Genomic DNA, 14,573 nt, shown 5'->3' with positions numbered 1-14,573 from the left:
AGGCCAGCCGCGTAAAAGCGCGGTTTGGCCTCGGCCTATTCCTGTTTACAGATAACACATTTCACAAACCTCTAAATTCAAGACCTTGGCGCTGAACACAAAATCCGGACGAAAGAATTTCGCTTCCACAAAAAACCAGGTAGATTATCCTGACTTCTTAGAGATACAGCTCAAGTCTTTTAAAGATTTTTTCCAGCTGGAGACAACTCCAGAGAACCGACACAACGAAGGTCTGTTCAAGGTGTTTGCGGAGAACTTCCCGATCACTGATACACGCAACAACTTCGTGTTGGAGTTCTTGGATTACTTTATAGACCCACCACGCTACTCGATAGAAGAGTGCATTGAAAGAGGACTGACGTACAGCGTTCCTCTAAAAGCCAAACTGAAACTTTACTGTACAGATCCCGAACACGAGGACTTTGAGACCATTGTTCAGGATGTGTATTTGGGAACCATCCCATACATGACACCGAAAGGTTCATTTGTGGTAAACGGTGCCGAGCGTGTGATCGTATCGCAGCTTCACCGTTCTCCAGGTGTGTTCTTCGGACAGAGCTACCACGCAAACGGTACCAAATTGTACTCTGCGCGTGTCATTCCGTTCAAAGGTTCTTGGATAGAGTTTGCAACAGACATTCACGGTGCGATGTATGCGTATATCGACCGTAAGAAAAAGCTTCCTGTTACCACGCTATTGAGAGCGATCGGTTACGAGAGCGATAAAGACATCCTTGAGATCTTTGGGCTTGCTGATGAAGTAAAAGTGAGCAAGGCCGGATTGGCAAGGGTAAAAGGCCGCAAGCTGGCCGCAAGGGTTCTCCGTTCATGGGTTGAGGATTTCGTAGATGAGGATACTGGAGAGGTTGTATCCATCGAACGAAATGAGGTGATCCTTGATCGTGAGACCATCATTGAAAAAGAACACATCGACCTTATCCTCGAGGCAGGCGTGAAGAGCATCATTCTTCACCGCGAGGAAGTGAATGCGGCAGATTTCGCCATCATTTACAACACACTTGCCAAGGATACTTCGAACTCCGAGAAAGAAGCGGTGGAGCACATCTACCGTCAGCTGCGTAATGCAGAACCACCAGATGAGGAAACAGCGCGTGGTATCATCGACAAGCTGTTCTTCTCTGACAAGCGTTATGATCTTGGAGAAGTAGGTCGTTTCCGTATCAACAAAAAACTTGGTCTTGACATACCAGAAACCGAGAAGGTTCTGACCAAGCAGGATATCATTTCCATCATCAAGCATTTGATCGAGCTGATCAATTCGAAGACCGATGTGGATGATATTGACCACTTGAGCAACAGACGTGTACGTACCGTTGGTGAGCAGTTGTATGCACAGTTCGGAGTTGGTCTTGCACGTATGGCAAGAACCATCCGTGAGCGTATGAACGTTCGTGATAACGAGGTTTTCACACCGATCGATCTGATCAACGCGAAGACCCTTTCTTCTGTTATCAACTCATTCTTCGGAACCAACCAGCTATCTCAGTTCATGGATCAGACGAATCCACTTTCTGAGGTAACTCACAAGCGTAGAATGTCGGCACTCGGGCCTGGTGGCCTTTCTCGTGAAAGAGCTGGTTTCGAGGTTCGTGACGTTCACTACACGCACTACGGACGTCTTTGTACCATTGAAACACCAGAAGGACCGAACATCGGTCTTATCTCATCTCTTTGCGTTTACGCGAAGGTGAACAAGCTTGGATTCATCGAAACACCATACCGTAAGGTACAAGATGGTAAGGTGAGCCTGAAAGACGATGTTGTTTACTTGAGTGCTGAGGACGAAGAGCAGAACGTAATTGCGCAGGCAAACGCTCCTGTAAATGAGAAAGGAGAATTTGAGAGCGATCGTATCAAGGCGCGTTTGGAAGGTGATTTCCCTGTGGAAAACCCAAGCAACTTGAACTTGATGGACGTTGCTCCTAACCAGATCGCATCTATTGCTGCATCATTGATTCCATTCTTGGAGCATGATGATGCGAACCGTGCGTTGATGGGCTCGAACATGATGCGTCAGGCAGTTCCATTGTTGAGAGCTGAGGCTCCAATTGTGGGAACAGGCCTGGAGCCATTGGTTGCGCGCGACTCTCGCGTGTTGATCAATGCTGAGAAGGATGGAGTTGTTGAGTACGTTGATGCGAACAAGATCCAGATCCGTTACGAGCGCAACGATCTTGAGAAACTGGTAAGTTTTGAGGATGACCTGAAGACGTACAACTTGGTGAAGTTCCAGAAGACCAACCAGAGTACTACTATGAACCTGAAACCGATCGTTCGCAAGGGCGAGAAAGTGAAGGAAGGTCAGGTGCTTTGCGAAGGCTTCGGTACGGAAGATGGCGAATTGGCGATCGGACGTAACCTGAAAGTGGCGTTCATGCCTTGGAAAGGTTACAACTTCGAGGATGCGATCGTAATCTCTGAGCGCGTTGCCAAAGAAGACATCTTCACTTCGATCCATATCGATGAGTACTCTTTGGAGGTTCGCGATACCAAGCGTGGTCTGGAGGAATTGACCGCTGATATTCCGAACGTGAGTGAGGAAGCAACGAAAGACCTTGACGAGAACGGTCTCATCCGTATCGGTGCTGAGGTTGGTCCTGGTGACATTCTTATTGGTAAGATCACTCCGAAAGGAGAGACCGATCCTTCTCCAGAAGAGAAACTCTTGAGAGCGATCTTCGGTGATAAGGCAGGTGATGTGAAAGATGCTTCATTGAAAGCACCTCCATCATTGAATGGTGTTGTTCTCGATAAGAAGCTGTTCTCTCGAAACATCAAGGACAAGAAAACCAAGGCTGAAGAGAAGAAGGTGCTTGCCCGTTTGGATGAAGAATACGAAAAGAACCTTGCGGAGTTGAAAAACGTGCTTGTTGACAAGCTTTTCGTTCTTGTGAACGGTAAGACGTCTCAAGGCGTGGAGAACAACTTGCGTGAAGTATTGATTCCGAAAGGAACCAAGTTCACACAGAAGGCGCTTTCGTCTATTGACTACGACAACATCAACCCAGCTGGATGGACAACTGATGAGGACAAGAATGACCTTATCAAGGAGTTGCTTCACAACTTCACCATCAAGGCGAATGACGTTCTTGGAGCATCTAAGCGTAAGAAGTTTGCCGTGTCTATCGGTGATGAGCTTCCAACAGGAATCGTTCAGTTGGCCAAGGTATTCATCGCTAAGAAGCGTAAGCTGAAAGTGGGTGATAAGATGGCAGGTCGTCACGGAAACAAGGGTATTGTTGCCCGTATCGTTCGTGAGGAGGACATGCCATTCCTTGAAGACGGAACTCCAGTAGATATCGTATTGAATCCATTGGGTGTACCATCAAGGATGAACCTCGGACAGATCTACGAAACCATTCTTGCTTGGGCAGGTGAAAAACTCGGACGTAAGTACGCAACACCGATTTTCGATGGTGCTACTTTGGATGAGATCGAAGCCGAAATTGCTGAAGCAGGTGTTCCATCGTTGGGTAGAGCTTATCTGTATGATGGCGGAACTGGTGAGCGTTTCGACCAGCCGGCAACAGTAGGTATCATTTACATGCTGAAGCTTGGCCACATGGTTGACGATAAGATGCACGCACGTTCAATCGGACCATACTCACTCATCACTCAGCAGCCGCTTGGTGGTAAGGCGCAGTTCGGTGGTCAGCGTTTGGGAGAGATGGAGGTTTGGGCACTCGAAGGTTTCGGTGCTGCCAACATCCTTCAGGAAATGCTTACCATCAAGTCGGATGACGTTGTGGGTCGTGCCAAGGCTTACGAAGCCATTGTTAAAGGAGATCCGATGCCAACTCCTGGCATCCCAGAATCCTTCAACGTATTGATGCACGAACTACGCGGTCTGTGTCTGAATGTAACACTTGACTGATAACGGTTTTCCTCCCGAGCCACGCTCGGGAGGGGAATTTTAACTCAACAGAATATTAAAAGTTAAAAGTTCTCAAATGGCCCTCAAAAGAGAGAATAAGATCAAAAGCAATTTTAAGAAGGTTATCATCAGCCTTACTTCACCAGAGAAGATATTGGAAGCTTCGAGAGGTGAGGTGTTGAAGCCTGAAACCATCAACTACAGGACCTATAAGCCTGAGCGTGATGGACTTTTCTGCGAAAGGATTTTCGGACCTGTAAAGGATTACGAATGTCATTGCGGAAAGTATAAGCGAATCCGTTACAAGGGAATCATTTGCGACCGTTGTGGTGTTGAAGTAACTGAGAAGAAGGTAAGACGTGAGCGAATGGGACACATCCAATTGGTTGTTCCTGTAGCACACATCTGGTACTTCCGTTCGTTGCCGAACAAGATCGGTTACCTGCTTGGTCTTCCAACCAAGAAGTTGGACATGATCATCTATTACGAGCGTTACGTGGTAATCAATCCAGGTGATGCCGTAAACAACGAAGGAGAACCATTGAATTACATGGATTTCCTTACGGAAGATGAGTATTTGGACGCGTTGGAAAGACTTCCAAAGGAAAACCAGTACTTGGATGACAGCGATCCGAACAAGTTCGTTGCGAAGATGGGTGCCGAGGCATTGGAGTCTTTGCTGATGGGCTTGAAGTTGGATGAGCTTTCATTTGAACTTCGCCACAAGGCAAATACGGAAACAAGCCAGCAACGTAAGAACGAAGCGCTTAAGAGACTTCAAGTAGTTGAGGCTTTCCGTGGAGCGCAGGCAAACATCGAAAACCGCCCAGAATGGATGGTTGTGAAGGTGATCCCAGTAATTCCACCAGACCTTCGTCCGTTGGTACCGTTGGATGGTGGTCGTTTCGCAACATCGGATCTGAATGACCTTTACAGAAGGGTGATCATCCGTAACAACCGTCTGAAGCGTCTGATCGAGATCAAAGCTCCAGAGGTGATCTTGCGTAACGAGAAGCGTATGCTTCAGGAATCTGTTGATTCGCTGTTCGATAACTCAAGAAAATCTTCGGCTGTCAAGACCGAATCGAACCGAGCGCTGAAGTCACTTTCAGACTCGTTGAAAGGAAAGCAAGGACGTTTCCGTCAGAACCTTCTCGGTAAGCGTGTTGACTATTCTGCACGTTCGGTAATTGTTGTAGGTCCAGAATTGGAAATGCATCAGTGTGGTCTTCCAAAAGGAATGGCTGCGGAGCTTTACAAGCCGTTCATCATCCGTAAGATGATTGAGCGAGGTATTGTGAAGACCGTGAAGTCTGCCAAGAAATTGGTTGATAAGAAAGACGCTGTTGTTTGGGACATCTTGGAGAATGTGTTGACAAACCACCCAGTTCTCCTAAACCGTGCTCCAACGCTACACCGTTTGGGTATCCAAGCGTTCCAGCCAAGATTGATCGAAGGGAAGGCGATTCAGCTTCACCCATTGGTCTGTACGGCCTTTAACGCTGACTTTGACGGTGACCAGATGGCGGTTCACTTGCCATTGGGCAACGCGGCCATTTTGGAAGCGCAGCTGTTGATGCTTGCTTCGCACAACATTTTGAACCCAGCGAACGGTGCGCCTATTGCCGTACCATCGCAGGACATGGTTCTTGGTCTGTACTACATGACCAAAGAGAAGCGCAGCACAGCTGATGAGAAAGTGAAAGGTGAAGGAATGACCTTCTACTCTGCGGAAGAAGTGATCATTGCTCACAATGAGAAGAAAGTCGATCTGCATGCGATCATCAAGGTGCGTGTTCCATCTCATATTGAGGGAGAGAAACCATCTGTGATCGAGACAACGGTAGGTCGTGTACTTTTCAATCAGGTTGTTCCTAAAGGCATTGCTTATATCAACGAAGTATTGACCAAAAAGGCACTTCGCGATATTATTGGTGACATCATCTACCGTGTAGGTATGGCCGAGTCAGCGCGATTCCTCGACAGGATCAAAGGTCTTGGTTTCATGAGCGCATTCCGTGGTGGACTTTCGTTCAACTTGGGAGATGTGCTTATTCCTGCTGCTAAGGAAGAGATGATTGATAAGGCGCAGGCGCAAGTAGATGAGGTGATGGCGAACTTCAACATGGGATTCATCACCAATAACGAGCGTTACAACCAGATCATCGACATCTGGACGCACACCAACTCTCGTTTGACGCAGACCTTGATGAAGCAGATGGCAGAGGATAAGCAAGGCTTCAACTCTGTTTACATGATGCTTGATTCTGGTGCGAGGGGTTCTAAGGAGCAGATCCGTCAGCTTTCTGGTATGCGAGGTCTGATGGCCAAGCCACAGAAATCTGGTGCTACCACGCAGGAAATTATCGAGAACCCGATCCTTTCAAACTTTAAGGAAGGACTTTCGATCCTTGAGTACTTCATCTCTACGCACGGTGCCCGTAAGGGTCTTGCGGATACGGCCTTGAAAACGGCTGACGCGGGTTACCTTACAAGACGTCTTGTTGACGTTGCGCAGGACGTGGTCATCAACGAAGACGACTGTGGAACACTCCGTGGTCTTGTTGCAACTGCGTTGAAGAAAAACGAGGATATTATCGAATCGCTTTACGATCGAATCATTGGAAGAACTTCGCTGCACGATGTGTTGAACCCAGAAACGGGTGAGGTGATCGTTGCTTCTGGCGAGCTGATCAACGAAGATGAAGGCAAAGCCATTGAGGCCGCTGGAATCGATTCAGTTGAGATCCGTTCGGTACTGACATGTGAAACCAAGCGTGGATGCTGCGCCAAGTGCTACGGACGTGACCTTTCAAGTGGTCGTGAGATCAAGAAAGGTTCGGCTGTTGGTGTAATCGCTGCACAATCGATCGGTGAGCCCGGTACACAGTTGACGCTTCGTACGTTCCACGTGGGTGGTGTTGCTTCGCACATTGCATCTGAATCACAGATCCGTGCCAAGTCTGAGGCTACTGCTGAATTTGACGAACTGAGAACCGTTAAGAGTTCTGAAGGTGACTACGAAGTGGTTATCGGACGTTCAGCGGAGCTTCGTTTGGTGAACAAGAGCACAGGTGTTCTTGTAGCCACACACAACATTCCTTACGGTTCTAAACTGTACATCAAGGATGGCGCGAAAGTGAAGAAGGATGAACTGATCTGCGATTGGGATCCATTCAACGCGGTCATCGTGTCTGAGGTTGATGGTAAGGTCATGTTCGAAAACCTTGCCGATGGTATCACTTACCGCGTGGAATCTGACGAACAGACAGGTTTCAACGAAATGGTGGTCATCGACACCAAGGACAAGAAGATGATCCCGGCCATTCACGTTGTGTCTGGTGGTAAGACCAAGGAGATCAAGAACTACAACACACCGGTAGGTGCGCACATTGCGGTTCAAGACGGTCAGGAAGTGAAAGCAGGTGAAACGCTTGTGAAGATTCCGCGTGTTTCTGGTAAGTCCGGTGATATTACGGGTGGTCTTCCACGTGTTACCGAGTTGTTCGAGGCTCGTAACCCATCAAACCCAGCGGTTGTATCTGAGGTTGACGGTGTGGCTTCATTCGGTAAGATCAAGCGAGGTAACCGCGAGATCATCATCGAAACCAGAACGGGTGATGTGAAGAAGTACCTTGTGTCGCTTTCTAAGCACATTCTGGTTCAGGAGAACGACTTCGTTCGTGCGGGACAGCCACTTTCTGAAGGTGCCATCACGCCATCTGACATCCTGTTGATCAAAGGACCAACGGCCGTTCAGGAGTACTTGGTGAACGAGATTCAGGAAGTTTACCGACTTCAGGGTGTGAAGATCAATGATAAGCACTTCGAAGTTATCGTGCGTCAGATGATGCGTAAAGTGAACATCCTCGATCCAGGTGATACAAGATTCTTGGAGAAAGAATTGGCCAACCGTTACGAATTCCGTGAGGAGAACGATTGGATCTTCGGTAAGATGTATGTGGAAGATCCAGGTGATTCGGAATCATTGAAGTCTGGTCAGATCATTACTGCCCGTAAGCTTCGCGATGAGAACTCGGTACTGAAGCGTAAGGACTTGAAGCCTGTTGTTGCCCGTGAGGCGATCCCGGCCACTTCAGAGCCAATGCTTCAGGGTATCACCAGAGCATCGCTTCAGACGGACAGCTTCATCTCTGCGGCATCGTTCCAGGAAACGACCAAAGTGTTGAACGAAGCAGCTGTAAGCGGTAAGATGGATGAACTTCACGGCTTGAAAGAGAACGTGATCGTTGGTCACCTTATCCCAGCAGGTACAGGTCTTCGTGAGTACGACAAACTGGTTGTCGGTTCCAAAGAAGAGTACGAAGCGCTTATGGCAGCTAAGGAAGAAGAGGCCGAAGCGTAAGCATAGCTATTTTGAAGAAAGCCATTAGCAGTTAGCCGACAGGTTATTGCTAATGGCTTTCTTTTTTGTTCATTCGTTGATCGATACATAAACCGCTAATGGCCAACGGCCAGCAGCTAACAGCTAAAAAATGGCAGACGATAATCAACAGCCCCAACAGGGACAACTGAGTATAGAATTGAGTGAGGAAGTGGCCGATGGCGTTTACTCCAACTTGGCCATCATCACGCATTCCACAGCAGAGTTCGTGGTCGATTTCATTAAAGTGATGCCGGGAGTTCCCAAAGCAAAAGTGAAATCGCGTGTAGTGCTTACACCGGAACACGCCAAGCGCTTTATGAAAGCATTGCAGGACAATGTGGCCAAGTACGAATCGGAGCATGGCACCATCAAGCATACCGATGGTCCGCCACCGCTACCGATGAATTTCGGAGGTCCTACAGCGCAGGCATAAACCGCCAAAGCGCGTTCATCTTTCGCGGCAGAAAGTTACATTTGCAGCCCTATTTGGCTCCGTAGTTCAACTGGATAGAATATCAGATTTCGGCTCTGAGGGTTGGGAGTTCGAATCTCTCCGGGGTCACATTTAGGTTTGTGAGGTCCTTGATGTTCAATTGAATGTCAAGGACTTTTCTTTTTGGGTGAAGCAATTTGTCGTTCTCATCCAGACGGTTCTCATGTTCATTTGAAAAAGCATTTTTTACCTTAGCGTTGCAAAATGAGCAGGGTAGTTTCCATATTGATGTCGGTGGTGCTGTTGCTGTCCACGTTCGGTGTGACGGTGAACAAGCATTATTGCCGTGGTCGGCTTTCGGGCATGAAACTGTATGTGATGGCCACCTGTGGAAACTGCGATGAAGACGAGGCCATGGAAATGGGCTGCTGCAAGCACGAGCAGAAGGTCTATCAGTTCGATGAGGATTTTTCGGTTGCTCCTGTACATACGGTGAGCCTTGAGGTTGCCACGCTTATTTCAATCCTTATCGGTCATCCATCCTTTGACCTTTTGTATGTAGCCGACCATGCATCCTATCTGCATTACAGGCCACCTATACCTGACAGGGACATCCCTGTTCTCATTCAATCCTTTCTTATTTAGAAACCCCTCCAATCCGCCTAAGGCGGAGAGGCTTTGGCGCGTCTGCATGCGATAGTTGCAGATGCAAGAGACGTTGCGTCTCACCAACTCTATTCATCATAGCGAATTCTCTCCTTGGGGGAGACAAAGAGGGGTAAAATGCTTAATAAATTCATACGGTTCTTTCTTGAGAACAAACTTGTAACGCTTCTGCTGCTGTGCGCGCTTGTGGCATGGGGCGTGGCCAATGCGCCTTTCAATTGGAAGAGCACTTGGTTTCCGCGCGACCCGGTGCCTGTGGATGCGATTCCGGACATCGGTGAGAACCAGCAGATCGTCTATACGGAATGGCCGGGCATGTCGCCACAGGATGTGGAGGATCAGATCACGTATCCGCTGACCACATCCCTGCTCGGAATTCCGGGGGTGAAGACCATCCGCAGCAATTCCATTTTCGGGCTTTCGAGCATCTATATCATTTTCAATGATGATGTGGAGTTCTATTGGAGCCGCTCGCGGGTGCTGGAGAAGTTGAGTTCGTTGCCAGATGGAACACTGCCCGATGGTGTTTCGCCTGCGCTGGGGCCAGATGCCACGGCCTTGGGACAGATCTACTGGTACACGCTTGAAGGGCGGGATGAGAACGGCAACCCCACAGGAGGTTGGGACCCGCAGGAGTTGCGGACCATTCAGGATTTTCAGGTGGGCTATGCGCTTACCGCGGTGGATGGCGTTTCGGAAGTGGCCTCCATCGGTGGCTTTGTGAAGGAGTATCAGGTGGATATCGATCCGAATGCCATGAAGGCCCACCACGTAACGGTGGCGCAGATCATGAACGCGGTGAAGAAGAGCAACCTCGATATCGGTGCGCGGACGATCGAGTTCAACCGTGTGGAGTATCTGATACGAGGATTGGGCTACATCGAAAACCTTCAGGATCTGGAGGAGAGCGTCATCATCTCGAAGGATAATGTGCCCATTAAGATCAAGGATGTGGCGAAGGTCAATTTCGGTCCGGCCACACGCAGAGGTGGGTTGGACAAGGGCGGTTCGGAAGCTGTAGGTGCCGTTGTGGTGGCGCGCTATGGTGCCAATCCGCTGCAGGTGATCAATAACCTGAAGGAGAAGATCAAGGAAATTGAACCGGGTCTGCCGAGCAAGAAGTTGGCGAATGGCACCACCTCTAAAGTGACCATCGTTCCGTTTTACGACCGCACGGGACTGATAAAGGAAACGCTCGGCACGCTGGAGGATGCGCTGACCTTGGAAATGCTGATCGCGTTGCTGGTGATCATCGTGATGGTGATGAACCTGCGGGCCTCTCTGCTCATTGCCAGCCTGTTGCCCATCGGGGTGCTGATGGCGTTTATTATGATGAAGCAGTTCGGTATCGATGCGAATATCGTGGCGCTTTCGGGTATTGCCATTGCCATCGGGGTGATGGTGGATGTGGGTATCGTCTTCACGGAGAATATCGTCCGGCACAAGGAAATGCCTGAGAATGAGGGTAAGCGAGGAAAAGAATTGCTGGAGGTTATTTATGAAGGTGCTGCGGAGGTGGCCACGGCCGTCATTACCGCTTTGATGACCACCATCGTCAGTTTTCTGCCTGTGTTCGCCATGCAGGCGGCCGAGGGAAAACTCTTCACTCCGCTGGCCTACACCAAGACCTTTGCGATGCTCGCTGCTTTGGTCATCGGACTCATCTTCATTCCCATGTTTGCGCATATCGTTTTCGGTTTGCGATTGGACAAGGGGCGCGTGGGTAAGGTCTGGAACATCTCGCTGATCGTGGTCGGTCTGTTGCTGGCGGTGGTCTTCGGAAAATGGCTGGCGTTGGCCTTGGTGCTGTTCGGTATCAATAACCTGTTGGAACCGCTTTGGCCCGAAGACAAACGGAAGTACGTGAATGTGATCGATGTGGTGCTTTCGGTGCTTGTTGTCGGTTACTTCATTGCGGTGCAATGGATGCCATTGGGCGCGCAGAACAGTTTCTTCTCCAACATGCTTTTTGTGCTTGTTGTGAATGGGGTCATTCTTGGGCTGCTGCTTTCGGTCATTCATTTTTACCGACCGATACTGATCTGGTGCCTCGCCAACAAATGGAAGTTCCTCGCCCTTCCGATTGTGGTCATCGTGTTTGGAGCGAACAGTTGGCTCGGGTTCGATACGGTTTTCGGGCCGATTGCCAAGGGTGTCGATAAGCTTGGTTGGGACATCCGTTCAACCTCGGGTTGGCAAAGCATGCAAACCACCTTTCCTGGATTGGGCAAGGAGTTCATGCCTTCCTTGGATGAAGGCTCGTTCCTGCTGATGCCCACGACCATGCCGCATTCGGGTATTGCCGAGAATTTGGATGTGATCCGAAAGGTGGACCGCAATCTGAATGCGATTCCCGAAGTGGATGTGACCGTTGGCAAATGGGGACGGGTGAATTCCGCCCTCGACCCGGCTCCGGTCTCCATGTATGAGAACCTGATCAATTATGTACCTGAGTTCAAATTGAACGAGGATGGCGAACGCATGCGGTTCAAAGTGAATGAGGATGGGGCGTTCATTCTGAAAGACAGCACTACGTATAAATACGGTGAGGATGCGTTCCGAGTAATTGAGAACGCGGAACTTATTGAAGACAAGGACGGAGAGTATTTCCGCCAATGGCGGGAACACATCCATTCGCCAGACGATATCTGGAATGAGATATTGAAGAACGCAGAGATTCCCGGTCTGACCTCGGCTCCCAAACTGCAACCGATACAGACGCGGCTGGTGATGCTGCAAACGGGCATGCGCGCCCCGATGGGCATCAAGGTGTTCGGCCCCGACCTCGAAAGCATTGAAAAGGCGGGTTACGAACTGGAGAATGTGTTGAAGCAAGTGCCAACGGTGGAAGCATCGGCCGTGTTTGCCGACCGCGTGGTGGGCAAGCCATATCTGGAGATCGATATTGACCGCAAGGCCATTGCGCGTTACGGCCTCACCATTGAGGACATGCAAAAGACCATCAGCGTGGCCATCGGTGGTATGAAACTGACGACCACGGTTGAAGGGCGGGAGCGTTTTCCGGTGCGTGTGCGGTATGCGCGTGAGTTCCGAGATAACCCGGATGATCTGAAGAATGTGCTCATCCCAACTCCGGCAGGTGTACAGGTTCCGCTGGAGGAACTGGCGTCCATCAATTACGTTCGCGGGCCGCAGGCGATAAAGAGTGAGGACACGTTCCTTGTCGGCTATGTGATCTTTGACATGAAGGACGGGAACGCGGAGGTGGATGTGGTGGAAGATGCCCAGAACGTAATCGATGCCAAGCTGAAATCGGGAGAGTTGGTGCTTCCGTCAGGTGTCAGCTATCACTTTACGGGCAACTATGAGAACCAACTGCGCGCCACCAACCGATTGATGGTGGTAATGCCCATCTCGCTGCTCATCATCTTTCTCATTCTTTATTTCCAGTTCCGTTCGGTAACGATGACAAGTATGGTTTTCAGCGGACTGTTTGTGGCGCTGTCGGGCGGGTTCATCATGCTGTGGTGCTACGGTCAGGGATGGTTCCTTCATTTCCATGTGGCGGGCATTGACATGCGCGAACTGTTCCAAGTACATACGGTCAATTTGAGTGTGGCCGTTTGGGTCGGGTTCATTGCGCTGTTCGGAGTTGCCACGGATGATGGGGTCATTATGGGAACCTACCTCAAACAGCAGTTCGAGAAGTTCCCACCAAAGGATCTTGCGGCAGTGAGGAAAGATGTGCTTGATGCCGCTTCCAAGCGTGTTCGGCCAGCCATGCTCACCGCAGCTACGGCCATCATTGCGCTCATCCCCGTACTCACCTCGCAAGGCAAGGGTTCCGACATCATGGGACCGATGTCCATTCCGCTTTTCGGGGGCATGCTTATACAGGTGATGACCATGTTCATTGTGCCTGTGCTATACAGTATGTGGCAGGAACGTATCGTGAAACGAACAGATAAAAAAGCAACGTCATGAAACGTATCATATCATCCATAGTGCCGCTGTTGCTTTTGGGTTGTTCCGTCTTCGCACAGCAAGAATTGGACAGCTATCTGGTGACGGCCGCTAAGAACAATCCTGGCCTGAAGGCCAAGTTCAATGAATATCTGGCGGCATTGGAAAAAGTACCTCAGGTTGGTGGCTTGCCCGATCCGAGCATCGCGTTCGGGTATTTCATTCTGCCTGTGGAAACGCGGGTCGGGCCGCAACTGGCCAAGTTTTCGGCCAAGCAGATGTTCCCGTGGTTCGGAACGCTGGGAGCCAAGAAAGATGTGGCCACCGAAGCTGCCAAGCAACGCTACGAGCAGTTTGAGGAGGCGCGTTCGGGGTTGTACTACGATGTGAGTTCCGCTTACTATGACATCTATCTGGTGCAGAAGGCCATCGACATCACCAAGGAGAATATTGACATAATCGGTACGCTCAATCGGTTGGCGCTTATCCGCTTTGAAGCGGGAACGGGTTCTGCCGTTGATGAGATGCGGGTGAGCATGGAATTGGCAGATCTTGAAAATCAACTTGCGCTGCTGCACGACAACAAGCGGGTGCTGGAGGTCAAGTTCAATAATCTGCTTGATGTGGCCGATGACGCCACTATTCTCATCCCCGACACCCTTTGGGATGACCCGCTGACCATTAGCAAGCAATCTGTGCTGGACAGCATCAAGGTGCAGAACCATCAGCTCAAGCAATTGGAGCATCGCATCATGACGTGGGAAAAACAGCAGACAGCGGCCAAGCGCATGGGGCTTCCTTCGTTTTCTGTGGGCGTGGATTACACGATGGTCGGTAAGAGCAGCAATCCTGCGTTGAACAGTAGCGAGAACGGCCGCGACATCCTCATGTTCCCGAACGTGGGCATCACCATTCCGCTTTACAGGAAGAAGTATAACGCCATGGTGAAAGAGGCATCATTGAACATGGAGGCTGCCCAGTTTGAACGGCAGGAAAAGGAGAACCAGCTTTCATCCCTGTTCGAAGCGGCATTCCGTGATTACAGCGATGCGGACAGGCGGCTGACGCTTTATCGCTCACAGCTCAAATTGGCGAAGAAGTCGCTCAACATCCTCATCACCGATTATTCGAATGATGGGAGAAGCTTTGAGGAAGTGCTTCGGATGGAACGGAAAGTACTGAAGTACGCATTGGAACTGGACAAGGCGAGGACGGATAAGAATTCGGCCACGGCATTTATTGAATACTTAACTGGAAAGTAACGGAAC

Annotated in this window: 6 protein-coding genes and 1 tRNA gene; all 7 read left to right on the top strand. The window is 49.8% G+C overall.

The window, feature by feature from the left end; genetic code table 11:
• Window positions 1-91: 91 nt before the first annotated feature.
• The 7 genes from rpoB (at window position 92) to GC178_08365 (ending at window position 14,567) form a co-directional block, all read left to right on the top strand.
• A complete protein-coding gene (gene rpoB, locus GC178_08395; protein ID MBI1287586.1) occupies window positions 92-3,895 on the top strand; it encodes a DNA-directed RNA polymerase subunit beta in 3,804 nt (1,267 codons plus the stop codon).
• 76 nt (window positions 3,896-3,971) lie between these two features.
• Window positions 3,972-8,261: a DNA-directed RNA polymerase subunit beta' gene (gene rpoC / locus GC178_08390; protein ID MBI1287585.1), complete on the top strand. Its 4,290-nt coding sequence runs from the start codon at window positions 3,972-3,974 to the stop codon at window positions 8,259-8,261.
• 130 nt (window positions 8,262-8,391) lie between these two features.
• Window positions 8,392-8,715, top strand: coding sequence for a DUF3467 domain-containing protein (locus tag GC178_08385; protein MBI1287584.1), 324 nt, complete (start codon window positions 8,392-8,394; stop codon window positions 8,713-8,715).
• A 55-nt stretch (window positions 8,716-8,770) separates the two neighbouring features.
• A tRNA-Arg gene (locus GC178_08380) sits at window positions 8,771-8,844 on the top strand.
• A gap of 135 nt (window positions 8,845-8,979) precedes the next feature.
• On the top strand, window positions 8,980-9,360 hold the full coding sequence (locus GC178_08375; protein MBI1287583.1) for a hypothetical protein: 381 nt from the start codon (window positions 8,980-8,982) through the stop codon (window positions 9,358-9,360).
• A gap of 138 nt (window positions 9,361-9,498) precedes the next feature.
• A complete protein-coding gene (locus tag GC178_08370) occupies window positions 9,499-13,326 on the top strand; it encodes a cation transporter (GenBank protein MBI1287582.1) in 3,828 nt (1,275 codons plus the stop codon).
• Window positions 13,323-14,567 (top strand): TolC family protein, encoded by a 1,245-nt coding sequence (locus GC178_08365; protein ID MBI1287581.1) that lies wholly within the window; start codon window positions 13,323-13,325, stop codon window positions 14,565-14,567. Before GC178_08370 ends, GC178_08365 begins: the two co-directional genes overlap by 4 nt.
• The last annotated feature ends 6 nt before the right edge of the window (window positions 14,568-14,573 follow it).

It is taken from the genome of Flavobacteriales bacterium (assembly GCA_016124845.1).
Classification (GTDB): Bacteria; Bacteroidota; Bacteroidia; order UBA10329; family UBA10329; genus UBA10329.
This window is presented reverse-complemented; position numbering and strand designations above follow the sequence as displayed.